The organism is Mycobacterium mantenii, assembly GCF_010731775.1.
Classification (GTDB): Bacteria; Actinomycetota; Actinomycetes; order Mycobacteriales; family Mycobacteriaceae; genus Mycobacterium; species Mycobacterium mantenii.
The window spans coordinates 1,267,720-1,291,176 of sequence record NZ_AP022590.1 but is presented as its reverse complement, the minus strand read 5'-3'; the positions used below and the strand labels follow the sequence as shown (position 1 = coordinate 1,291,176).

At 67.1% G+C, this 23,457-nt stretch carries 20 protein-coding genes, 1 pseudogene and 2 riboswitches; of the genes and pseudogenes, 11 read left to right on the top strand and 10 right to left on the bottom strand.

Annotated elements, in window-relative coordinates:
* Positions 1-9: 9 nt before the first annotated feature.
* Positions 10-438, bottom strand: coding sequence for a PaaI family thioesterase (locus G6N50_RS05810; protein WP_276053398.1), 429 nt, complete (start codon positions 436-438; stop codon positions 10-12).
* Between the two features lie 319 nt (positions 439-757).
* On the opposite strand from G6N50_RS05810, the gene G6N50_RS05805 reads away from it, so the two are divergent.
* The 5 genes and pseudogenes from G6N50_RS05805 to G6N50_RS05785 form a co-directional block, all read left to right on the top strand.
* Entirely contained in the window at positions 758-1,177 is a 420-nt protein-coding gene (locus G6N50_RS05805) for a BlaI/MecI/CopY family transcriptional regulator (protein WP_007771350.1), read from the top strand.
* A gap of 14 nt (positions 1,178-1,191) precedes the next feature.
* Entirely contained in the window at positions 1,192-2,142 is a 951-nt protein-coding gene (locus tag G6N50_RS05800; RefSeq protein WP_083096544.1) for a M56 family metallopeptidase, read from the top strand.
* Positions 2,143-2,241: 99 nt separating this feature from the next.
* Positions 2,242-3,705, top strand: coding sequence for an NADP-dependent phosphogluconate dehydrogenase (gene gndA / locus G6N50_RS05795; RefSeq protein ID WP_083096542.1), 1,464 nt, complete (start codon positions 2,242-2,244; stop codon positions 3,703-3,705).
* A gap of 52 nt (positions 3,706-3,757) precedes the next feature.
* The gene (locus G6N50_RS05790; RefSeq protein WP_083096540.1) at positions 3,758-5,194 is read left to right on the top strand and encodes a GuaB1 family IMP dehydrogenase-related protein; all 1,437 of its coding nucleotides are present in this window, start codon (positions 3,758-3,760) and stop codon (positions 5,192-5,194) included.
* A 53-nt stretch (positions 5,195-5,247) separates the two neighbouring features.
* A pseudogene (locus G6N50_RS05785) lies at positions 5,248-5,399 on the top strand (acyl-CoA dehydrogenase); the annotation flags it as partial.
* Here the strand turns inward: G6N50_RS05785 and G6N50_RS05780 are convergent.
* Positions 5,366-5,983: a GNAT family N-acetyltransferase gene (locus tag G6N50_RS05780; RefSeq protein WP_083096538.1), complete on the bottom strand. Its 618-nt coding sequence runs from the start codon at positions 5,981-5,983 to the stop codon at positions 5,366-5,368. The pseudogene G6N50_RS05785 and the gene G6N50_RS05780 sit on opposite strands and share 34 nt — an antisense overlap.
* A gap of 320 nt (positions 5,984-6,303) precedes the next feature.
* On the opposite strand from G6N50_RS05780, the gene G6N50_RS05775 reads away from it, so the two are divergent.
* The 6 genes from G6N50_RS05775 (at position 6,304) to G6N50_RS05750 (ending at position 15,431) form a co-directional block, all read left to right on the top strand.
* Positions 6,304-7,674: a hemolysin family protein gene (locus G6N50_RS05775; protein WP_083096535.1), complete on the top strand. Its 1,371-nt coding sequence runs from the start codon at positions 6,304-6,306 to the stop codon at positions 7,672-7,674.
* A complete protein-coding gene (locus G6N50_RS05770) occupies positions 7,671-8,711 on the top strand; it encodes a hemolysin family protein (protein WP_083096533.1) in 1,041 nt (346 codons plus the stop codon). The genes G6N50_RS05775 and G6N50_RS05770 overlap by 4 nt, the downstream gene beginning before the upstream one ends.
* A gap of 282 nt (positions 8,712-8,993) precedes the next feature.
* Positions 8,994-11,189, top strand: coding sequence for a malate synthase G (locus tag G6N50_RS05765; protein WP_083096531.1), 2,196 nt, complete (start codon positions 8,994-8,996; stop codon positions 11,187-11,189).
* A gap of 100 nt (positions 11,190-11,289) precedes the next feature.
* Positions 11,290-13,371 (top strand): substrate-binding domain-containing protein, encoded by a 2,082-nt coding sequence (locus G6N50_RS05760; protein ID WP_083096530.1) that lies wholly within the window; start codon positions 11,290-11,292, stop codon positions 13,369-13,371.
* A 310-nt stretch (positions 13,372-13,681) separates the two neighbouring features.
* Entirely contained in the window at positions 13,682-14,647 is a 966-nt protein-coding gene (locus tag G6N50_RS05755; RefSeq protein WP_372509928.1) for an oxygenase MpaB family protein, read from the top strand.
* Between the two features lie 139 nt (positions 14,648-14,786).
* A complete protein-coding gene (locus G6N50_RS05750; protein ID WP_083096528.1) occupies positions 14,787-15,431 on the top strand; it encodes a TetR/AcrR family transcriptional regulator in 645 nt (214 codons plus the stop codon).
* Between the two features lie 34 nt (positions 15,432-15,465).
* Here G6N50_RS05750 and gcvP read toward each other — a convergent pair whose 3' ends face one another.
* From gcvP to G6N50_RS05710, 8 genes are all read right to left on the bottom strand, one after another.
* Positions 15,466-18,297 carry an aminomethyl-transferring glycine dehydrogenase gene (gene gcvP, locus G6N50_RS05745; RefSeq protein ID WP_083096525.1) on the bottom strand — a complete coding sequence of 944 codons (2,832 nt, stop codon included), beginning with the start codon at positions 18,295-18,297 and terminating at the stop codon, positions 15,466-15,468.
* 51 nt (positions 18,298-18,348) lie between these two features.
* A riboswitch (glycine riboswitch) is annotated at positions 18,349-18,474 on the bottom strand.
* Positions 18,475-18,572, bottom strand: a riboswitch (glycine riboswitch). It abuts the riboswitch before it with no gap.
* Between the two features lie 62 nt (positions 18,573-18,634).
* Positions 18,635-19,264, bottom strand: a complete 630-nt coding sequence (locus G6N50_RS05740; protein ID WP_083096523.1) for a MerR family transcriptional regulator — start codon at positions 19,262-19,264, stop codon at positions 18,635-18,637.
* Between the two features lie 323 nt (positions 19,265-19,587).
* On the bottom strand, positions 19,588-20,082 hold the full coding sequence (locus G6N50_RS05735; protein WP_067834921.1) for a bifunctional nuclease family protein: 495 nt from the start codon (positions 20,080-20,082) through the stop codon (positions 19,588-19,590).
* A 116-nt stretch (positions 20,083-20,198) separates the two neighbouring features.
* The gene (gene ftsR / locus G6N50_RS05730) at positions 20,199-20,954 is read right to left on the bottom strand and encodes a transcriptional regulator FtsR (protein WP_083096521.1); all 756 of its coding nucleotides are present in this window, start codon (positions 20,952-20,954) and stop codon (positions 20,199-20,201) included.
* Complete coding sequence (gene garA, locus G6N50_RS05725) at positions 20,954-21,415, bottom strand: glycogen accumulation regulator GarA (protein WP_276053409.1); 462 nt, start codon at positions 21,413-21,415, stop codon at positions 20,954-20,956. Before garA ends, ftsR begins: the two co-directional genes overlap by 1 nt.
* Before the next feature lie 293 nt (positions 21,416-21,708).
* Complete coding sequence (gcvH, locus tag G6N50_RS05720) at positions 21,709-22,107, bottom strand: glycine cleavage system protein GcvH (protein ID WP_083096518.1); 399 nt, start codon at positions 22,105-22,107, stop codon at positions 21,709-21,711.
* 26 nt (positions 22,108-22,133) lie between these two features.
* The gene (locus tag G6N50_RS05715; RefSeq protein WP_232069055.1) at positions 22,134-22,871 is read right to left on the bottom strand and encodes a DUF881 domain-containing protein; all 738 of its coding nucleotides are present in this window, start codon (positions 22,869-22,871) and stop codon (positions 22,134-22,136) included.
* Positions 22,872-23,112: 241 nt separating this feature from the next.
* Complete coding sequence (locus G6N50_RS05710) at positions 23,113-23,445, bottom strand: small basic family protein (RefSeq protein ID WP_007170008.1); 333 nt, start codon at positions 23,443-23,445, stop codon at positions 23,113-23,115.
* Positions 23,446-23,457 lie beyond the last annotated feature (12 nt).

The following is a 23,457-nucleotide window of genomic DNA, read 5'->3' as shown; positions in this document are numbered from 1 at the left end:
GTCGCCCGATCAGCCCTCGCGAAGCTCGAGATTCTGTAGTCGCACCTGACCGCGCGCGACAACCCTGTCGTCGCTGTCGGTGATGGTGACCAACCATAGTTGCTGGCTGCGGCCGCGGTGGATCGGTTCGACTTTGCCGTACACCATGCCCGAGCCGATGGAGCGCAGGAAGTCGGTGTTGTTGTTGACGCCCACCACGTTTCCGCCGCCGCGGGTGGCCAGCCAGGTGTAGGCGGCCACGCTGGCCATGCTTTCGATCATCGAGCAGTAAACGCCGCCGTGCACCAGCCCCATCGGCTGCAACAGCTTGGGCGTGACCTCGAGCTGGGCGCGGGCCCCGTCGGGGCCCAGTTCGGTGAATTGCAAGCCGATCTCGCGGTCGAAGGGCGCGGAGAAATCCGGCGGGAGGATCGATTTCTGCGGGTCTGGCACGTCCATGTGTCTACACCATCGCCTGCGCGCACCCGCTCGCGGCGGAATCGTGGCCCTGAAAACGGCTGAGCCCCGCGCCTTCAGGGCACGGGGCTCGCCGATCGAGTAGACCGGGGGTCGCTGCAGCCCTCAGGACTCTCACACGGTCCGTTATCGCTCGACTCGATCAGCATAGGCAAGGCTGCCCTAACTTTGCAAGAGGTATTGTTTTTCTTGTCCGAGGCGGGACGCACGGCGGCCGACACAGTGGTTTGTCAGCTTTTCGTACGACCGTCGGTAGTAAGCCGGAGTACGCTTGATTCGACGCTCAGGAGATGAACGAATTATGGCCAAACTGACCCGGCTGGGGGATCTAGAACGGGCCGTGATGGACCACCTGTGGTCCACGCCCGAGCCTCAGACCGTTAGGCAGGTTCATGAGGCGTTGTCGGCACAGCGCGACCTTGCCTACACCACGATCATGACTGTGCTGCAACGGTTGGCCAAAAAGAACCTGGTCTCCCAAATTCGCGACGACCGGGCACACCGGTACGCACCGGTGCACGGTCGCGACGAACTGGTCGCCGGACTCATGGTGGACGCGCTGGCCCAGGCCGAAGATTCCGGTGGCAGGCAGGCCGCGCTGGTGCATTTCGTCGAACGTGTCGGCGCCGACGAGGCGGAGGCGCTTCGGCGCGCCCTGGCCGAACTGGAAGCCAATCAACGCAATAACTCGCCATCTGCTGGCGCAGCACCGGAGGGCTGAGGGACACTGGCAGTGTGTCCGCGTTGGCCTTCACTATCCTCGCGGTGCTACTGACCGGCCCGGTGCCGGCGATGTTGGCCCGCGCGCGCTGGCCATTGCGCGCTCCCCGCGCCGCAATGGTGCTTTGGCAAGCCGTAGCGCTGGCCGCGGTCCTGTCGGCGTTCAGCGCCGGGATCGCGATCGCGACCCGCCTGCTGATGCCCGGTCGCGACGGGCGGCCCACCACCAGCATCATCGGCGCCGCCGACCGTCTCGGCTGGCCGCTGTGGGCGGCCTACATCAGCGTGTTCGCCCTGACGGTGCTGGTCGGCGTTCGGCTGATGGCCGCGGTGATCCGGGTGGCCATAGCCAACCGGAAACGACGGGCGCATCACCGCATGGTGGTCGATCTGGTCGGCGTCGGCCACGGCGCGGCACTGTCCCAGCCCTGCGCGCGCACCCGCGACCTCCGCGTGTTGGGTGTCCCGCAACCGCTCGCCTACTGCCTGCCGGGCGTGCGCAGCCGGGTGGTGGTCAGCGAGGGAACGCTGACCACGCTCGCCGACCCCGAAGTCGAAGCCATCCTCACCCACGAGCGCGCCCATCTCCGGGCGCGGCACGACCTGGTGCTGGAGGCTTTCACCGCCGTGCACGCGGCCTTCCCGCGGCTGGTCCGCAGCGCCAACGCGCTCGGCGCGGTTCAGCTTCTCGTCGAACTCCTCGCCGACGACGCGGCGGTCCGCGCCGCGGGCCGCGCTCCCCTGGCCCGGGCGCTGGTCGCGTGCGCATCGGGGCGCGCCCCGTCGGGCGCGCTCGCGGCGAGCGGCCCCAGCACGGTGCTCAGAGTGCGCCGGCTGGGCGGACGCGGCAACAGCCCGCTGTTGGCGGCGGCCGCATACCTGGCCGCGGTGGCGGTGTTCGTGGTACCCACCGTCGCGCTGGCCGTTCCGTGGCTGACCGAGCTGGAGCGGTTGTTCAACGTCTGACGCAGCCGAGGGCCGATCACCCGGGCGCCCGACTGTTCGCTGTGCCACAGTGTCACCGAAAGCTTTTGCCGAAAAGTTCTCCAAATTGAGAGGCGAAACATGTCGGACACTCACTCGGATTCCAAGACCGGCACCGCGCAGATCGGCGTCACGGGGCTGGCCGTGATGGGTTCCAACATCGCCCGCAACTTCGCCCGGCACGGCTACACCGTGGCGCTGCACAACCGGTCGATCGCCAAAACGGATGCGCTGCTCAAAGAGCACGGCGACGAGGGCAAGTTCGTGCGTTCGGAAACCATCGCGGAATTCCTGGACGCGCTGGAGAAGCCGCGACGGGTGCTGATCATGGTCAAGGCCGGCGAACCCACCGACGCCGTCATCAACGAGCTTGCCAACGCCATGGAAGAAGGCGACATCATCATCGACGGCGGCAACGCCCTCTACACCGACACCATCCGCCGGGAGAAGTCGATCCGCGAGCGCGGCCTGCACTTCGTCGGAGCCGGCATCTCCGGCGGTGAGGAGGGCGCGCTCAACGGCCCGTCGATCATGCCCGGTGGCCCGGCCGAGTCATACAAGTCGCTGGGCCCGCTGCTCGAGGAGATCTCCGCCCACGTCGACGGGGTGCCGTGCTGCACCCACATCGGGCCCGACGGTGCCGGCCACTTCGTCAAGATGGTGCACAACGGCATCGAGTACTCCGACATGCAGCTGATCGGCGAGGCCTACCACCTGCTGCGCGACGGCCTGGGCAAGACCGCACCCGAGATCGCCGACGTGTTCGCCGAGTGGAACAAAGGCGACCTGGACAGCTTCCTGATCGAGATCACCGCGCAGGTGCTGCGCCAGACCGACGCCAAGACGGGCAAGCCGCTGGTGGACCTCATCCTCGATGAGGCCGAGCAGAAGGGCACCGGCCGCTGGACGGTGAAGTCGGCCCTGGACCTCGGTGTGCCGGTGACCGGTATCGCCGAGGCGGTGTTCGCCCGCGCCCTGTCCGGCTCGGTCGCCCAGCGCAAGGCCACCACCGGCCTGGCCTCCGGTCAGCTGGGCGAAAAGCCAAGCGACGCAGCTCAGTTCATCGACGACGTGAGCAAGGCGCTGTACGCGTCGAAGATCATCGCCTACGCACAGGGCTTCAACCAGATCCAGGCGGGCAGCGCCGAGTACGACTGGGGCATCACGCCCGGCGACATGGCGACGATCTGGCGCGGCGGCTGCATCATCCGGGCCAAGTTCCTCAACCGCATCAAGGAGGCGTTCGACGCGGACGCCGATCTGCCCTCCCTGATCGTCGCGCCCTACTTCCGCAGCGCCATCGAGGAATCCATCGACAGCTGGCGCCGGGTCGTGGTGAAGGCCACCGAACTCGGCATCCCGATCCCCGGCTTCGCCTCGGCGCTGTCCTACTACGACGCGCTGCGCACCGAACGGCTGCCGGCCGCGCTCACCCAGGGCTTGCGGGACTTCTTCGGTGCACACACCTACGGGCGCATCGATGACGACCCGGGCAAGCGCTTCCACACACTGTGGAGCGGAGACCGCACCGAGGTGCCCGCGTAACCGGGCGAGGTCAGAGAGCGTGAGGGGGGCTTGAGTTGGTGGGGCGACTGCGATGAGGTTTCTCGACGGGCACAGACCCGCATACGACTTGACCTACAGCGACGTCTTCGTGATGCCGAACCGCTCGGAGGTCGCGTCCCGCTTTGACGTCGACTTGTCCACCGGGGACGGGTCGGGCACCACGATCCCGGTCGTCGTCGCCAACATGACCGCGGTGGCGGGCCGGCGGATGGCCGAGACCGTGGCGCGGCGCGGCGGGCTGGTCATCTTGCCGCAGGACCTCCCGATCACCGCGGTGCAGCAGACGGTGGAGTTCGTCAAGAGCCGCGACCTGGTGCTCGACACCCCGGTGGTGCTCGGGCCCGACGACTCGGTGTCCGACGCCACGGCGCTGATCCACAAGCGCGCGCACGGTGTCGCCGTGGTGGCGTTCGAGGGCCGGCCGCTGGGTCTGGTGAGCGAATCGTCGTGCCTGGGCGTGGACCGTTTCACCCGCGTGCGCGACGTCGCGATGACCGACTTCGTCACCGCCCCGGTGGGAACCGAGCCGCGCAAGGTGTTCGATCTGCTCGAGCAGTCACACATCGGTGTCGCGGTCGTGACGAACGCCGACGGCACGCTGGCCGGCGTGCTGACCCGCACCGGCGCCATCCGCGCGGGCCTGTACACCCCGGCGGTCGACGCCCGGGGCCGGCTGCGGGTTGGCGCGGCCATCGGCATCAACGGCGACATCGGAGCCAGGGCGCGGTCGCTGGTCGAGGCCGGCATCGACATGCTGGTCATCGACACGGCGCACGGGCATCAGGTCAAGACGGTCGAGGCGATCCGGACGGTCGCGGCGCTGCAGCTGGGTGTGCCGCTGGCGGCGGGCAACGTCGTCTCGGCGGAGGGCACCCGCGATCTGCTGGGCGCCGGGGCGAACATCGTCAAGGTCGGCGTCGGGCCGGGCGCGATGTGCACCACCCGCATGATGACCGGTGTCGGCCGCCCGCAATTCTCCGCGGTTGTGGAATGCGCTTCGGCGGCAAGGGAATTGGGTGGACACGTGTGGGCCGACGGCGGCATCCGACACCCGCGGGACGTGGCGCTCGCGCTGGCCGCCGGGGCGTCCAACGTGATGATCGGGTCGTGGTTCGCCGGCACCTACGAGTCGCCCGGCGACCTGATGCGCGACCGCGACGACCAACCGTACAAGGAGAGCTACGGCATGGCCTCCAAGCGGGCGGTGGTCGCGCGCAGCGGGGCGGACACCGCTTTCGATCGGGCCCGCAAGGCGCTCTTCGAGGAGGGCATTTCGACGTCCCGGATGGGGCTGGATCCGGCCCGGGGCGGTGTCGAGGATCTGCTCGACCACATCACCTCGGGCGTGCGCAGCACCTGCACCTATGTCGGTGCCGCCAACCTGGAGCAGCTGTATGAACGGGTCGTGGTCGGGGTGCAGTCGACCGCGGGCTTCGCCGAGGGGCATCCGCTACCGCAGGGTTGGTGACGGGTGCGGGTAAGGCTACCGTGCCTAACTCCCCTTCTCAGGTCAGCGCCGAGGTCGACGAGACACCGCTGGGCGCATGGTGGCGCGACATGAAGCTGGCCCGGGTCGGGGGCGCACCGACGAGGTGTTGTGGGAATTGGTGGCCGCCGGAATGGCCCCCGACTACAGCGGCTACGAGGCCGTGGTCGGTGCTTCCAGCGCGTAGAGCGCCATGCGCCGGTTGGTCGTGTCGTGCTCGCCGAGAAACCTGCATCCGGCGTACTCGCATAGCCTGCGCGCCGTGGTGTTGCGGTGATCGGGGTCGAACATGACCCGGCGACACCGCGGCTCCGCCGCGAAGACGCTGGCCACGATCCGCGGCAACAGCATCGGGCCCAGGCCACGGTTCACCAGGTTCAGATCGGCGATGGCGGCGTGCAGCCCCAGGTCATAGGGCTCGGCATCATAATAGTGGGATATCAGATCCTTTGCGCCCCAATATAGTTCGAGGTAGGCGCGATCTATGCCACGGATGCTGCCGAGCAACGGCAGCGAATACGTCCCGTCCAGCTGGGCGCCCAGGTGCTGGCGCCACCGGTACGCCGGCCAGTCGTATTCCCACGCCTGGGCCAGATGCGGGCGGTTCATCCACTCGGTCACCATGTCCACGTCGTCGAGCTGCGCCACGCGCATGCCGAAGGGCGGATCCAGCGTCGGAACGGGTGGGCGGGGAATGCGTGCCACCTCGTCGGGGATGTCGAAGCGTTCCCGCGGGAGGACGTGCATGGACGGCGTCTGAGCGTCGGGCATAGTGCGCAGAGCCTACCGTAGTAAGGTTAGGCATACCGAAGTTGCCCCGGGCGGTCCGGCCGAATAAGGACCCTCCGGGAGCGGCCGGGGCGGGGTAGCGCCGTGCGGCCGCGGCCGGGCTAGCATAAGACAGCAAAGACGGAAGCAACCGCGACCGCTCTGCCACCCGGCAGCGAAAGGATCGACGTGCCGCAGGCACCCGCGCATGCCATCGGCTTGCGGGCGCACGGGCCGTCAGACGAACCGCCCGATGCGGAGCCTCCCCCGGCGCTTTTTCCGCACATCAAACCTTCCCCGTCGGCCACTGGGCGGCGTAGTTCATGAACGTCACCGTCACCGTGATCAGCGTTGTGGCGATCGCGGTGCTCATCTTCGGCAACGCCGTGTTCGTCGCCGCGGAGTTCTCGCTGACCACCCTGGACCGAAGCGCCGTCGAGGCCAACGCCCGCGGCGGTGGGCGCCGCGACCGATGGATCCGCCGCGCGCACCAACGGCTGTCGTTTCAACTGTCGGGTGCCCAGCTGGGGATCTCGGCCACGACGCTGGCGGCCGGTTACCTGACCGATCCGATGGTGAACGATTTGCCGCATCCGTGGCTGGATGCCATCGGTATCTCCGACAAGGTCGGCGACGCGATCATGGCCTTCCTGGTGCTGGTGATCGTGACGTCGGTGTCGATGGTGTTCGGCGAGCTCGTCCCCAAGTACCTGGCCGTGGCGCGGCCCCTGTCGACGGCGCGCGTCGTCGTAAGCGTGCAGGCGCTGTTCTCGCTGCTGCTCACCCCGGCGATCCGACTGACCAACGGCGCGGCGAACTGGATCGTGCGCCGGCTCGGCGTCGAACCGGCCGAAGAGCTGCGGTCGGCCCGGTCTCCGCAGGAGCTGTTGTCGCTGGTGCGTTCGTCGGCGCGCAGCGGCGCCCTGGACCCCGCCACGGCGGCGCTCGTGCGGCGCTCGCTGCAGTTCGGCACCCTGAGCGCCGAGGAGCTGATGACGCCCCGGTCCAAGATCGTGGCGCTGCAGATCGACGACACGGTCGCCGACCTGGTGACCGCGGCCGCGGAATCCGGCTTCTCCCGCTTCCCCATCGTCGACGGCGACCTCGACGAGACGGTCGGCATCGTGCACGTCAAGCAGGTGTTCGCGATCCCGCGGGCCGACCGTGCCGGCACCCGGCTGATGGCGGTGGCCCAGCCCGTCCCGAAGGTGCCGTCAACCCTGGACGGTGACGCGGTGATGGCCGAAATCCGGGCCAACAGCCTGCAAACCGCGCTGGTCGTCGACGAATACGGCGGCACCGCCGGCATGGTGACCGTCGAGGACCTGATCGAAGAGATCGTCGGCGATGTCCGCGACGAGCACGACGACGCGACTCCCGACGTGATGCCCGCCGGCTCCGGCTGGCGGGTATCGGGCCTGCTGCGTATCGACGAGGTCGCCGCCGCCACCGGCTTCCGGGCGCCCGAAGGCCCGTACGAGACCATCGGCGGGCTGGTGCTGCGCGAGATCGGTCACATTCCGGTGGCCGGTGACACGGTCAAGCTCCCCGCGCTGGACGCGGACGGCTTACTGGACGCGGTGACGCGCTGGCAGGCAACGGTCATCCGGATGGACGGTCGCCGGATCGACCTGCTCGAATTGATCGAACTGAACGGTCCCGGCGAAGGTCCCACGCCCCGGGGGCACCGATGAGCGACGCCATGGGCCTGCTGCTGGCCTGCCTGCTGATCGGGGTGAACGCGTTCTTCGTCGGGGCGGAGTTCTCGCTGATCTCGGCGCGCCGCGACCGTCTCGAGGCGCTGGCCGAGCAGGGCAGAGCGGCCGCGGTCACCGTGATCCGCGCCGGGGAGCAACTGCCGTCCATGCTGGCCGGGGCCCAGTTGGGCGTCACGGCCGCGTCCCTGCTGCTCGGGCGGATCGGCGAGTCGGCGGTCTCCAATCTGCTGCGAACGGCGCTGGGGCTGACCGGAATTCACCCCGCGCTGCTGCACACGTTGTCGTTCGCGATCGCGCTGGTGATCGTGGTGACGCTGCACGTGCTGCTGGGCGAAATGGTGCCGAAGAACATCGCCCTGGCCGGTCCGGAACGCACCGCGATGCTGCTCGTCCCGCCGTATCTGGCCTACGTGCGGGCCGCCCGGCCGTTCATCGTGTTCTACAACAAATGCGCCAACGTGGTGGTGCGGGCGTTCGGCGTCGAACCTAAGGAAGAGCTGGAAATCACAGTCTCCCCCGTCGAACTCAGCGAGATGATCGCCGAATCCGAGTCCGAGGGCTTGCTGGACCGCGAGGAGCGCACCCGGCTCACCCGGGCGCTGCAAATCCGCCACCGCGTGGTCGGTGACGTGGCGGTCCCCCTCGCCGATGTGCACGCGGTACCGGTGGTCGCGGCGGGCTCGGGCCCGACGGTCGGGGCGGTCGAGCAAGCCCTGGCCCAGACCGGTTACTCCCGCTTCCCGGTGGCGAGCGTCAGCGGCGCCTTCGTCGGATATCTGCACATCAAGGACGTGCTGACGCTCGACGACGATCCGCAGACAGTGATCGATCTGGCGATGGTGCGACCGCTGCCGCGGCTGTCCCGGTCACTGCCGCTGGCCGACGCCCTCTCCCGGATGCGCCGTAGCAACAGCCATCTGGCTTTGGTGACCGACGAAGGCGCAGCCGTGGTGGCGATGGTGGCCATGGAAGACCTGGTTGAAGACCTCGTCGGAACCATGCGCGACGCGTAGCGATACTGGCCGGCCAGGACGACTGCGCGCAGCCCGTATGATCTTTCACGGCTACCAGTCAAGAAAGTGCTGGAGGGCAGAGGACCGTAGGCGCGCGGAACATGCGTTGCTGGACACAAATCCCGGTGCTCGCCGCAGCGTCGTTCTTGGGGCTGTCAGCGTGGCCTGACCTGCGCCTGCCGGGTCAGGCGAATAACGCTCGCCACGCTGCGCTCGGTAGGCTGATGACATTGCCAATCCGGTCCGACGATGGTCCGGTGCGGCCCATGACGGAGGAGAATCATGACTGATCGCGTGTCGGCGGGGAACCTGCGCGTCGCCCGAGTGCTCTACGACTTCGTGAACAACGAGGCCTTGCCCGGCACCGACATCGACCCGGACAGTTTCTGGGCGGGCGTCGACAAGGTCGTCACGGACCTCACCCCCAAGAACCAGGATTTGCTGCTCCGCCGTGATGAGTTGCAGGCCCAGATCGACAAGTGGCACCGGCAGCGGGTTATCGAACCGCTCGACATCGAGGCCTACCGCAAGTTCCTCACCGAAATCGGTTATCTGCTGCCCGAACCCGCGGACTTCACCATCACGACCTCGGGTGTGGACGACGAGATCACCACCACCGCCGGCCCGCAGTTGGTGGTGCCGGTGCTCAACGCCCGGTTCGCGCTGAACGCCGCCAACGCCCGGTGGGGCTCGCTCTACGACGCCCTGTACGGCACCGACGTCATCTCCGAAGATGACGGTGCCGAGAAGGGCACCAGCTACAACAAGGTTCGCGGCGACAAGGTGATCGCCTACGCGCGCAAGTTCCTCGACGAGGCGGTGCCGCTGGAATCCGGGTCGTGGGCCGACGCGACCGGGCTGTCCGTCGAAGACGGGCAGCTCAAGGTCACGACCGGCGACGGCTCCGTCGGACTGGCCGACCCGAAGAAGTTCGCCGGCTACACCGGCGAGCTGGGCTCGCCCAATTGGTCTGTGCTGCTGGTCAATCACGGCCTGCACATCGAGATTCTGATCGATCCGGAATCGCCGATCGGCAAGACCGACTCCGCGGGCATCAAGGACGTGGTCCTGGAATCGGCCATCACCACGATCATGGATTTCGAGGACTCCGTGGCCGCCGTCGACGCCGACGACAAGGTGCTGGGCTACCGCAACTGGCTTGGGCTGAACAAGGGCGATCTGTCCGAAGAGGTCAACAAGGACGGCAAGACCTTCACCCGGGTGCTCAACGAGGACCGCACCTACAGCACACCCGACGGCGAGGGCGAGCTGACCCTGCCGGGCCGCAGCTTGTTGTTCGTCCGCAACGTCGGGCATCTGATGACCAACGATGCGATCGTCGACGGCGACGGCAACGAGGTCTTCGAAGGCATCATGGATGCGCTGTTCACCGGCCTGACCGCGATCCACGGCCTCAAGACCGGTGATGCGAACGGGCCGCTGGCCAACAGCCGCACCGGATCCATTTACATCGTCAAGCCCAAGATGCACGGACCCGACGAGGTCGCCTACACCTGCGAGCTGTTCAGCCGCGTCGAAGACGTCCTCGGCCTGCCCCAGGGCACGCTCAAGGTCGGCATCATGGACGAGGAACGGCGCACCACCGTCAACCTCAAGGCCTGCATCAAGGCCGCGGCCGACCGGGTCGTGTTCATCAACACCGGCTTCCTGGACCGCACCGGCGACGAGATCCACACCTCGATGGAGGCCGGCCCGATGATCCGCAAGGGTGCCATGAAGAGCACCGCGTGGATCAAGGCCTACGAGGACGCCAACGTCGACATCGGGCTGGCGGCCGGCTTCAAGGGCAAGGCTCAAATCGGCAAGGGCATGTGGGCGATGACCGAGCTGATGGCCGACATGGTCGAGCAGAAGATCGGCCAGCCGAAGGCGGGCGCGACCACCGCGTGGGTGCCCTCGCCGACGGCAGCCACCCTGCACGCGATGCACTACCACTACGTCGACGTGGCGGCCGTGCAGGAGGAGCTCGCCGGCAAGAAGCGCACCAAGATCGAGGAGTTGCTGACCATCCCGCTGGCCAAGGAGCTGGCCTGGGCTTCCGAGGAGATCCGCGAAGAGGTCGACAACAACTGCCAGTCCATCCTGGGCTACGTGGTGCGCTGGGTCGCTCAGGGCGTCGGCTGCTCGAAAGTGCCCGACATTCACAACGTGGCGCTCATGGAAGACCGTGCCACGCTGCGGATTTCGAGCCAGCTGCTGGCCAACTGGCTGCGCCACGGGGTGATCACCGAGGAGGACGTGCGGGCCAGCATGGAGCGGATGGCCCCGCTGGTCGACGAACAAAACGCCAAGGACGCGGCATACCTGCCGATGGCGCCCAACTTCGACGACAGCATCGCCTTCCTCGCCGCCCAGGATCTGATCCTGACCGGCACGCAGCAACCCAACGGTTACACCGAGCCGATCCTGCATCGCCGTCGTCGGGAAGCCAAGGCGCACGCCGCGCAGTCCAATTGAGCCTGCGCTCAATTCGGGTTGGAACGTGTCATAGTGGCGCTGACGACTAAAATCGGCGCCGAGTCAACGATGGATCGACGGAAAGGCCGCGGGCACTGCTATGGGTAGGCACAGTGCGCCCGACCCTGACGACTCCCTCGACGAACCAGCTCGCGACGACATCGCCGACGAGCCGTCTCGAGGCGAAGACGCGGGGCACCACCGGGGTGCCGGCTCCGACGAGGATGCCGACCTCTTCGCGGACGACAGTGCCTACTCCGACGAGGGTGCCTACTCGGCCGAGGGTGATCACTCCGGCGAGGAAGATCCCTACGCGGCCGGCGATGCCTTCGTAGACAGCACCGCTGACGATTACCCGGAATTCCCGTCGCGGCAGACCGCCCCGTCGAGCACGGAACCGCCCGCCTCAGCACCGTCGCTGTTCCGGGGAGGGCATCGCGGGCTCGGCGATTGGCGGGGTGGTCATCGCAGCGAGGGCGGGCGTCGCGGCATCAGCATCGGCGTGATCGTGGCGCTGGTCGCGGTCGTCGTGGTCGTCGGTTCGGTGATCCTGTGGAGCTTCTTCGGCGACGCGTTGTCCAAGCGTTCGCACACGGCCGCCAATCGCTGTGCGGGAGGACAGGAGACGGTGGCCGTGGTCGCCGACCCGTCGATCGCCGATTCCGTACAGCAACTGGCGGAAAGCTACAACAAATCGGCCGGGCCGGTCGGTGACCACTGCATGGTGGTCAGCGTCAAGCCGGCGAACTCCGATGCCGTGCTCAACGGTTTCATCGGCAAGTGGCCCGCGGAACTGGGCGGGCAGCCCGCGTTGTGGATTCCGGGCAGTTCGATTTCCGTCGCGCGACTCGCCGGGGCCACGGCGCAAAAAACCATCACCGAGAGCCACTCGCTGGTCACCTCGCCGGTGGTGCTGGCCATCCGTCCGCAACTCGCGCCGGCCCTGTCCAACCAGAACTGGGCGGGGCTGCCCGGGCTGCAGACCAACCCGAATGCGTTGGCCGGGTTGAACTTACCCGCGTGGGGCTCGCTGCGAGTGGCGCTGCCGATGAGCGGCAACGGGGACGCGTCGTTTCTGGCCGGCGAGGCGGTGGCGGCCGCGTCGGTACCGCCCGGCGCCCCCGTGACCCAGGGCACCGGCGCGGTGCGCAGCCTGTTGAGCGCACAACCTAAACTTGCCGACAACTCGCTGACCGAGGCGATGAACACGCTGCTGAAGTCCGGTGACCCCGCGACCGCGCCGGTGCACGCGGTCGTCACCACCGAACAGCAGCTCTTCCAGCGCGGCCAATCGTTGCCAGACGCCAAAGGCGCGTTGGGGTTCTGGCTTCCACCCGGGTCCTCGGCGGTCGCCGACTACCCCACTGTGCTGCTCAGCGGTTCGTGGCTCACCCGGGAGCAGGCCTCAGCGGCCAGCGAGTTCTCGCGTTTCATGCATAAGTCCGACCAGCTGGCCAAGCTGGCGAAGGCCGGCTTCCGCGTCAACGGGGTCCAACCGCCCAGCAATCCCGTCACGAATTTCCCGGCGCTGCCGGCCGCGCTGTCGGTGGGTGATGACCCGATGCGCGCTACCCTCGCCGAGGCCATGGCGAGCCCGTCGAACGGACAGGCCACCACCATCATGCTCGACCAGTCGATGCCCGGCCAGGAAGGCGGAAAGTCCCGGCTGGCCAACGTGATCGGGGCGCTGCAGGACAAGATCAAAGCCCTGCCCTCCACCGCGGTGGTCGGTCTGTGGACGTTCGACGGTCACGAGGGCCGCTCCGAGGTGGCCAGTGGGCCGCTGTCCGATCCCGTCAACGGCCAGCCGCGTTCGGCGGCCCTGGCCGGCGCGCTGGACAAGCAGTACTCGTCGGGCGGCGGTGCGGTGTCGTTCACCACGTTGCGGATGCTCTACCAGGATATGCAGACCAATTACCATGCGGGACAGACGAATTCGATTCTGTTGATCACCGCCGGGCCGCACACCGATCAGACCCTGGACGGGCCGGGGCTGCAGGACTTCATCCGCAAGAGTGCCGATCCGGCGAAACCCATCGCGGTGAATGTCATCGATTTCGGTGCCGACCCGGACCGGACCACCTGGGAGGCGGTCGCCCAGCTCAGCGGCGGCAGCTATCAGAACCTGGCGACCTCGGCGTCCCCCGACCTCGCGTCGGCGGTCAACACCTTTCTGAGCTGACGACGTCCGTCGAGACCACACGTGGGCCGTCAGGTCGGCGGCAGTCCGCGATAGATGGATCGCTTCCACCTACCGGCCTCGAGGGCTCGCGCGCCGTCCCGCGGCGGCAGAGCGGGCGGGGATTCCCCCGGCCAAGTAGCGGTTAATCGCGTGGTTGCAGCATCGATCCCGGAGGAATCCTTCGCAGTCCCTATCGAACGACGGCCCGCTGTGCCAGACTCTGTGATAGAACGCTGGATTGTTTCTATCAGGCGTCGCGGCTTCGATCGGGCCGGGCAGGGACCACCAATCGGCCACAAGGAAGGGCGGCATGATGACGGCGGCGAGTTTCGTACGGGGCAATGGATCCGGTGCGACGGGCAAACCCGATGCGGCGCACCGGGAATTGGCGGACGACGTCCGGTGGTTCGCGGGGTCTCCATTGGCCGCCGCCTTCGGTCGTCTGGCCCTCGACCAGGTGGCACACCGGGAGATCGCGGCGGCGGTCGACCACAGCGGACGATTCGCCGACAATTTCACCGATCGCGGCATCCGCAGCGCCGCGTTCACCGCCCTGGCCACCTTCGGTGACAGTTCCGACGTGCGGACGTCGCGCGCCGACCTCAAACGCTTGCATCGGGATGTGCGGGGCACCGGCAAGGACACGTTCAGCGACACCCGCTACAGCGCTTTGAACCCCGAGGTGTGGATCTGGGTCGCGGTGAGCGGGCTGAACCTGCTGTATCAGGCTTATCTGCGGGTGTGCGGTCGTCGGCTCACCGCGGCCGAAAAGGAGGTCGTCTACCAGACGCTGCGGGCGGAGTTGCAGTTCCTGGAATTGCCCAGCAAGCAGGCGAAGCTGCCGGCGACCCTGCTCGACATGCTCGAGTACTACGACGCCGTTGCCGCAAAAGACTTGGCCGACAACGACTTTCTGCAATTCGCCAATCGCAGCTTCGTCGCGCCACCGATCCCGAAGCTGTTGGTATCCAGGCAGATGCGGCCACTGCTACGACTGGTATGGCCGGTGCTGACCGCGCTGGCGTCCCGACCGGTGGTCGTCTGTTCCGCCGCGGTCGCCCATCCCATGATGCGGCGCCTGCTCGGGGTGCGGTGGGGTACCCGTGAGCAACTCGAGTTCAATGCCTATGTCGCCGCCCTGCAACTGGGCTGGCGATGGTTGCCGCGCCGGCTCACTCTGGAGCCGTTGGCCTATAACCGTTATCGGTACGAGCGGCTACGCGACCGCTACCGCTCGGTGCTCCTCGAGTCGTTCGCCGCGCCGAACCGTGCCTGATTCGGCACAATAGGTCGACGGCGGTGCCGGCCCTCGACGGGGCGGCGACATCGCACCCCGGCGGGATTGGCCGCGAACGCCGGTGAATACGCTGATAGCGCGCAGAATCGACGTGATACCCCGATCGGCTGGAGGCCAGATGGTAGATCCCGCGATGCTGCTCGGCTTGGTGCCCGACGGTCTTGCCACCCTCGATCCGACAGCCCGTGCCATCGTCACCGCGGCACGCGCCTGCTTCACCGAGCGCGGCTTCCAGGGCACCACCATGCAAGACATCGCCGACACCGCCGGCGTTGGCGTCGCCACGGTCTACCGCCGCTTCCGGCACAAACGAAACCTGGTGCGACTGACCATCATGGACGAATCCGTGCGGCTGAGCACCCTGGTGTCCGAGGTCGCTGGTCGAGCGGCGACACCGGAAGAAGGAATCGCCGACGTCTTCGCCGCCTTCGTTCACGAAGCCTCCGCGCCCAAACTGCTGACCCGAAGCATTCGCGAATCACCCGCCGCCGGAGAACTAACCGCCTTCCTGACCGATGAGAACCTGATCGCCATGACGCGCGGCTACATCGCCACTTGGCTGCGGCGATGGCAGGAACGCGGCGAGCTGGCCGCCGAGCTCGACACCGAGGTCGTCGGCGAGATGATCGGACGGCTGATCATCTCGCTGATCAAGACGCCGAAGTCGGTCATCCCCATCTACCACCAAAACAAGGCCCGCGATTTCGCCCGCCGGTATCTAGTGCCGCTGGTGCTGCCGTCGCCGGTGAATACGCCCGGCTGAGGCTCGATCGGTTGAGATCGATCGTGGGAACCGCCTAGGCGAACGCCTCCACCGGCGGGCACGCGCAGACCAGATTGCGATCGCCGTAGGCACCGTCGATGCGACGCACCGGCGGCCACACCTTGGGGCGGAACTCCTTGCCCAGCGGGTAGGCGGCCTGCTCGCGGGTGTACGGGTGGTCCCAATCGCCGATCACCAGGCACTCGGCCGTATGCGGTGCGCCCCGCAGCGGGTTGTCGTCAACGGGCCACTCCCCCGAACCCACTCGGTCGATCTCGCCGCGGATGGCGATCATCGCGTCGCAGAAGGCGTCGACTTCGGTCAGGGTCTCGCTCTCGGTGGGCTCCACCATCAGCGTGCCGGCCACCGGGAAGCTCATGGTCGGCGCGTGAAACCCGTAGTCCGCCAAGCGCTTTGCGACGTCGTCGACGGTGACACCGGTGGCCTTGGTGATGCCCCGCAGGTCCAGGATGCATTCGTGGGCGACCATGCCGTTCTCGCCGGTGTAGAGCACCGGGAAGTACTCGTCGAGGCGGCGGGCGATGTAGTTGGCCGAGGTGATTGCGGTCAGCGACGCCGCACGCAGGCCCTCGGCGCCCATCATCCTGATGTAGGCCCAGCTGATCGGCAGGATCGAGGCCGACCCGTAGGGTGCCGCCGACACAGGATGCCCCTGGGGCAACTCGGGGGCGTGCGGGTGCCCCGGCAGGAATGGCGCCAGATGCGAACGCACCGCCACCGGCCCGACGCCGGGTCCGCCGCCGCCGTGCGGGATGCAGAACGTCTTGTGCAGGTTCAGGTGGCTGACGTCACCGCCGAATTTCCCGGGCCGCGCCAACCCGACCAGCGCGTTGAGGTTGGCGCCGTCGACGTACACCTGGCCCCCGGCGTCGTGCGTGGCCGCGCAGATCTCGGCGATGTCGTGCTCGTAGACGCCATGCGTGGACGGATAGGTGATCATCAGCGTCGACAGCCGGTCGCGGTGTTCGGCGACCTTGGCGCGCAGATCATCGAGATCCACGTCGCCGTTGCTGTGGCAGGCCACCACGACGACCCGCATCCCGGCCAGGGCCGCCGATGCGGCGTTGGTGCCGTGCGCACTGGACGGGATGAGGCAGATGTCGCGGTGCGGTTCCCCCCGGCTGGCGTGATAGTCGTGGATGGCCAGCAGGCCGGCGTACTCGCCCTGTGACCCGGCGTTGGGTTGCAGCGAGACCGCGTCGTAGCCGGTGATCTGCACCAGCCAGGTCTCCAGGTCGGCGATGAGACGGCGTAGCCCGGGGGTGTCGGATGCGGGCGCGAACGGATGCTGGCGGGCGAACGCCGGCCAGGTGATGGGTTCCATCTCCGCGGCGGCGTTCAGCTTCATGGTGCAGGAGCCGAGCGGAATCATGCTGCGGTCCAACGCAATATCTTTGTCGGCCAGCGTGCGCAGGTAGCGCATCATCGCCGTCTCGGTGCGGTATTGGGTGAATGCGGGATGGGTGAGGAATTCCGATGTGCGGGTGATGATGTCGGCACCGGCACCCACCTGCCCGGTGTCTCGCAATCCGAAGGCCTCGAGCACCGCGGCGACATGGTCGTCGGTGGTGGCCTCGTCGCAGGCCACCGACACGTGGTCGTCGTCGACCTGCCACAGGTTGATGCCGTTAGCCTTTGCTGCGGCGATCACCTCGGCGGCGCGGCCCGGTACCCGCGCGAGCACGGTGTCGAAATATTTCTCGTGCACCAAGGCGTCGCCGAGGGCGGCGGCGATCGACTCGGCGTGACCGTGCACGCGGCGCGCGATCGCGGTCAGCCCCTCGGCGCCGTGGTAGCTGGCGTACATCGCGGCCATCACCGCGAGCAGCACCTGCGCGGTACAGATGTTGCTGGTCGCCTTGTCGCGGCGGATGTGCTGTTCGCGGGTCTGCAACGCCAGCCGGTAGGCCGGCGATCCGTCGGCGTCCAGCGACACGCCGACCAACCGGCCTGGCAGCTGGCGCGCGTGGGCGGCATGCACCGCCAGGTAGCCGGCGTGTGGCCCACCGAAACCCATTGGCACACCAAATCTTTGGGTGCTACCGAAGGCGACGTCGGCGCCGAGCTCACCGGGAGGGGTGATCAGGGTCATGGCGAGCAGGTCGGCCCCGATGGCGACCAGCGCGCCACGGCCGTGCGCCTGCTCCACCAGGCCCGCCCAGTCCGTGATGCGGCCGCTGGCCCCTGGCAGTTGCGCGATGACACCGAAGAAGTCGCCGTCGGGCAGCCCGTCGCGCAGGTCGGCGGTGACGATCTCGATGCCCAACGGCTTGGCCCGGGTGGCCACGATGGCCGCGGTCTGGGCGAAGACGTCGGCGTCCACCACCAGGCGAATGGCCTTTCCGCGGGCCGCGCGGTGCATCAACGTCATGGCCTCGGCCGCCGCGGTGCCCTCGTCGAGCATCGAGGCGTTGGCCACCTCGAGCCCGGTCAGGTCGGCCACCATCGTCTGGAAATTCAGCAGGGCCTCCAGCCGGCCTTGGCTGATCTCCGGCTGATACGGCGTGTAGGCGGTGTACCAGGCCGGGTTCTCCAGGATGTTGCGCAGCAATACCGGAGGCGTGAGCGTGTCGTAGTAGCCCTGCCCGATCATCGACACGGCCACCGTGTTGGTCTCGGCCAACGATCGCAGCTCGGCTAGCGCCTCGGTTTCACTGGCGGGCGGCGGCAGTTGGTCAAGTCCCGGCGCGGCGCCGCCCCCGGTGACCCGGTCCAGGATGCCGGCCGGAACGGCTTTGGCGGCCAGTTCGTCGAGGGAGTCGACACCGATGACGGCGAGCATGGCCGCGACGGCCTGGCGGTCCGGGCCGATGTGCCGAGCTGCGAAGGTGAATTGATCGGGCACTGGAACTCCTGAGTAGACGAACGAAGGCATATCGAGGCAGAGGACTAGCGGCCCTCTCCCTCTGTCTTCACCCGTTCGCCGGGCACCTGAGAGATTCGGCGCCCGAGGCTGCCCGAGCGCCTTTCCCCATCGGCGGGTGCGGACCACGCGAGTCCACGCCGCTTTCCAGAGGCATCATGATTTCGTGCGGTCCGGGTGCCTGAGAGGTTGACGGAGAGGTGTTGCTCCTTCGGCGCCCGTGGCTGGCAGCCACGGAACTCTCCCGCTCGAATGCGATGCGCGATCCAGCTTACTCGCCGCTCCGAACGCGGCGTCGTGGGTTGGTGCGGGCGCGCCGTCAGCCGATCTTGCGGTCGCGGTGCTTGCGCCGGGACGCGAGCTCGTCCTCGGGCTCGGCGATCGACTCGCCGCCGTCGGCCCGCTCGCCGGGGAAGTCCGCGATGACGCCGGTCAGCTCGCGCATGGCGCCCGAGACGGCGATGCCGAAGACACCCTGGCCGCCCTGCAGCAGGTCGACCACCTCTTCGGCCGACGTGCACTCGTAAACGGTGGTGCCGTCGGAGAACAGGGTGATGTTGGCCAGGTCTTGGACGCCACGCTGACGCAGATGGTCGACCGCGACGCGGATGTTGTGCAACGAGATCCCGGTGTCCAGCAACCGCTTGACGATCTTGAGGACCAGGATGTCCTTGAACGAGTAGAGCCGCTGGCTGCCGGAGCCCGCCGCGCTGCGGATCGACGGGACCACCAGCGAGGTGCGTGCCCAGTAGTCCAGCTGCCGATACGTGATGCCGGCGATCTGGCAGGCACTCGGACCGCGGTAGCCGACCAACTCGTCGGGCACGGAGTCGTCCGGAAAAAGTCCGGGCTGCACGGGTGCGCTGGCTACGGTGACGCTACGGTCACTGCTCGCCGGACTACCGCTCTCAGCTAGGTTGAGCTGCTCTTGGCGTGGCTGCTCGCTCACGGTGGTTCCTCTCCGCGATCGCGCTCTCGTCGTTAGCTACGTCTGAGGCTGGATTACAGCCACGTTTGCTCAGGCCCGAGTGCTAGTAGAGCTTACGCTCTCCGATAGCCGCCGCGCCTGTAGTCGCGATCAAAGTATGGCCGCCGCGGGGCCAAGTGGGCGAGCTATCCGCCCGCGTGTCGACATCACCGTGTTGTTTGAGATGCATCCGTGATGTCACCATCCAAGGCTAAACCAGCCGCACCGCCGATCCCAAGTGCTGGTAGTAGCGGCTTTGCGCTGGGGGCAAACCAAACCCCCGGGGCGGGCTGTATATCGGCGGGCTAGGTGGCCTTGAAATCGTCCGGCGACACGCTGTCGAGAAATTCCTTGAACTTCTCCACCTCGTCCTCCCGGACGGTGGTGCCGCCTTCCTCGTCGGTCTCGTCGGGGATCAGCAGACCGGCCTGGGCAAGCACGCCTTCCTCGACGTAGATGGGCACGCCGACGCGCAGCGCGATCGCCACCGAGTCCGAGGGACGGGCCGACACGGTGATGTTGCGGTCGAACACCAGGTCAGCGTAGAAAGTGCCCTCTTGCAGATCGACGATCCGCACCTCTTTCAGCGAATGCCCAAGCGCGGCAATCACATCCCTGATCAAATCGTGCGTCAACGGGCGAGGGGGCTCAACACCTTGCTGCTCGAGTGCGATGGCGGCAGCCTCCGACTGTCCGATCCAGATCGGGAGGTAACGGTCACCGTCGGTTTCGCGCAGCAACAACACCGGCTGGTTCTGCGGCTGCTCTACGCGAATGCCGACAACACGAACTTCACCCATTTGTGTCTGCCCTCCGCATTAATGGCGCCGGTCGGCTTGGTGCTCGCCAGGGACGGCGAGGTCAAAAAAAATCCGCCCTACTGCCGAAAACCAAGCTGTCGACCGAAGTCTAGTCCTCAGCGATCCAGAACGTCGCGAACGGCGGATTTGATCAACGACGTGTGCAACGTGATGGCAAGCGCCGCGACTTCGCGTGCCAAATCATCGGCACGATCGCGCGCACCGGCCTTGCCGGCTTTGACTACCGGCCCGGCAATTTGGGCGATCAGATCCGACTGGCGATCGGCCGCCGAACGGAACGCCCGCAGATGCCGCGGCTCGACACCGTAATCCGACAACGCCCGCGCGCATTGCAGGATGACGACGGCGTGCTCGTCGAAAAACCCGGCGGGCCCGGTGGTGATCACTCCGGCTTTGAGGAGCGCCGTCAGCAGCTCCTCATCGACATTCGCGCGATTCAGCAGCTCCTCGCGGCTCAACCGGACGTGGGCCGGGGCCACCGCCGAGGTGTCGGAGCCCGCGTCCGCACCGGCGCCTGCTGCCCCGGTTCCCGCCACGGACACCAGGCGGGGGACGGAATAGGACGTTCTGACGGGCGGCAGCTCACCGTCGGGTTGGGCGTCCAGTTGCGCCCTGATGACCTTCAGCGGCAAGTAGTGATCACGCTGCGCGGTAAGGATGAACCGCAACCGTGCGCAGTCGTATGCGGTGAACCTTCGATACCCCGATGCAGCCCGCTGCGGCGTCACCAATCCCTCGGCCTCCAAGAAGCGGATTTTGGAGATGGTGACATCGGGGAAGTCCGGCCTCAGCAATTCCAAGACCGCCCCGATCGACATCCCGGCCAGTGCCGAGCTATCGGGTGCGCTCACTAGCCTGAAGATCCTCCATCCTCACCCTGCTTGGGTCCGGTCAGAAACACCAAGCGGAACTTGCCGATCTGCACTTCGTCGCCGTTGCCAAGCACCGCGGAGTCCACGGGCTCACGGTTGACGTAAGTGCCGTTGAGACTACCAACGTCGACCACGCTGAATTCGTTGTTTTCCAACCTGAATTCGGCGTGCCGACGGCTGACGGTTACGTCATCGAGGAAAATGTCGCTGTCGGGGTGCCGACCGGCGGACGTGGTGGCCTGGTCCAGCAAAAAGCGCGAGCCCGCATTCGGTCCCCGCTTGACGACCAACAACGCCGAGCCCGCCGGGAGACCTTCGACTCCCGATACCGCGCTCTCAGTTCCCGCTTGCGCGGGAGCGTCCAGCTCGTTGAGGAAGTCGGCGCGGAAGACCGAAGTCGTCTCTACCGTGACTTCATCCGAATTCTGGTCGTTGTCCATGTCCGTCACGCGCTGCTCCTCACTGGCCGCTGTGGCGTTGTCTGTCCGGGCCGCTCGGCCGGCTTGTGCACCAGGTTTCGTTGCCCGGTATGCCGATTACTGCCGTTTCGTACTTTCAAGTGTCTTCACGTGTCTTTCAGCGATCTCCGAAGGTTTCAAAGGTCGATGTGTCGACGGTACCGCGCACCGGCCTGCGATGCGCCCACCACCTGACGAACCGAAACTTCGAATCCCCCCGTACCCTGACTGCACCGCTCGCTCGCCGTGCGGGGCTGCAGGGACATTAGCAATCGTCATTCGGTCAGCGTTCCGCGGTAGGCCTCAGCGTCGAGCAGCGAAGAGATGGCCGACTCCAATTCGCCGACCTCGGATACCTGCACATCCAGCAACCAGCCGGCTCCATACGGGTCGGAATTCACCAATTGCGGACTGCCGTCCAGATCGGTGTTGACCGCCGACACCTTGCCCGACACCGGGGCATACAGGTCCGACACCGATTTCGTGGATTCGACCTCACCGAACGACTCGCCCGCGGTCAGCTCGGTGCCCACGTCGGGCAGCTGAACGAACACGACATCGCCCAATGCGGACTGCGCAAAATCGGTGATGCCCACGCGTACCGTGTCATCCCCACTTCGACGAACCCATTCATGTTCGGCGGTGTAGCGCAGATCGGGCGGGATATCGCTCACGAGTGATCCTGTTCTGTTCGCGTTGCTCACTTGACCGGCTGAGCGTATTGGTGCGGTTTTGGTTGCCGCAAGGTGGTCACGTCCACCCGGTCGGCCTGCTGGACCGACATTCGCGCGCCTATGCGCTTGACGGTGTCCTGCGCGCCACCGGGAATGTTCATGGCCGCGGCAAGGGTGGGCGGATCGCCAATCGCCAGAACCGAATACGGCGGCGACAGCGTTTTGGAGTCGATGGTCAGCGACCCAGGCATACCCACGACCCACGTGTCGACACCCACGCGCACGGATTGGTGTGCGTCGTTGACTTCGATCGCCTCGGCGCCCGCGGCGCGCAACTCGTTGATCACATCGAGCATCGCCTCGGGTGAAACCCCGGGCGCGGGGTCCTCGATCGTGACGGTGACGCCGGGTCCGGTGGCGCCGACCGCCCCGACCAGGATGGCCAGCGCCGACAGCCTGGCCTTCGCGGATTCGATGGCGGCCTGGTCGTTGTTTCCGGACGCCTGCAGTGAATTCAGCGTGTTCTGTAGCTCGTTCACCTCGGTGTTGAGCGTGCCTTCGCGCTGTCGCAACGAGTCCAGCAGCACCAAAAGGTCTGCGGGGCGGGCCGTCTCCAGCGAGTCACCCGATTCGGTCTGGCGGACCTGGGTGACGATGGCGAGGCCCAGCAGCAGGCACAGCATGGCGGCCAGCGTTCCGAACGCCATCCGGGACCGACCGCCGCGCACCATCCCGGATAAACCGGTGCGGCGCACCGGTCCGATTGCCGGGCGGGGGGTTTTCGCGGAGAGTTCATGGCGGCCGCGCGGCGCAGCCTCATTCGGCGCTTCGTCGGCCCCCGGGCGAGCGGGGCCGCTTGGCCCGGCAGGTCCGGTTGGTCCGTCACCGGTTTGGCCGGCGGCTCGCTGGCCGGCGGCGCGGTCGTCCGGGTCCTGGCTCACGCTGACCTCAACTCGGTCATGCCGCTCCTCTCATCGCTTCGCTCTGCTCGTCGCCCGGCGCGCGTTATGCCCCGAACAGCCGACGGCGCAGGGCGGCGGCATTGCCGAAGATGCGGATACCCAGCACCACGATGATGGCCGTGGACAACTGCGTGCCCACACCCAATTGATCGCCGACGTAGACGATCAGGGCGGCCACGAAGACGTTGAATACGAACGAAATAACGAAGACTTTCGGGTCAAAGATCCGTTCCAGATATGCGCGTAAACCACCGAACACCGCGTCCAGCGCCGCGACCACCGCGATCGGCAGATAGGGCTGGACGACTTCTGGCACCGCGGGGTGAAAGACCAGGCCAAGCACGATGCCGATCGCCAGGGCTGCGATACCGATCATGCTTGGCTTCCC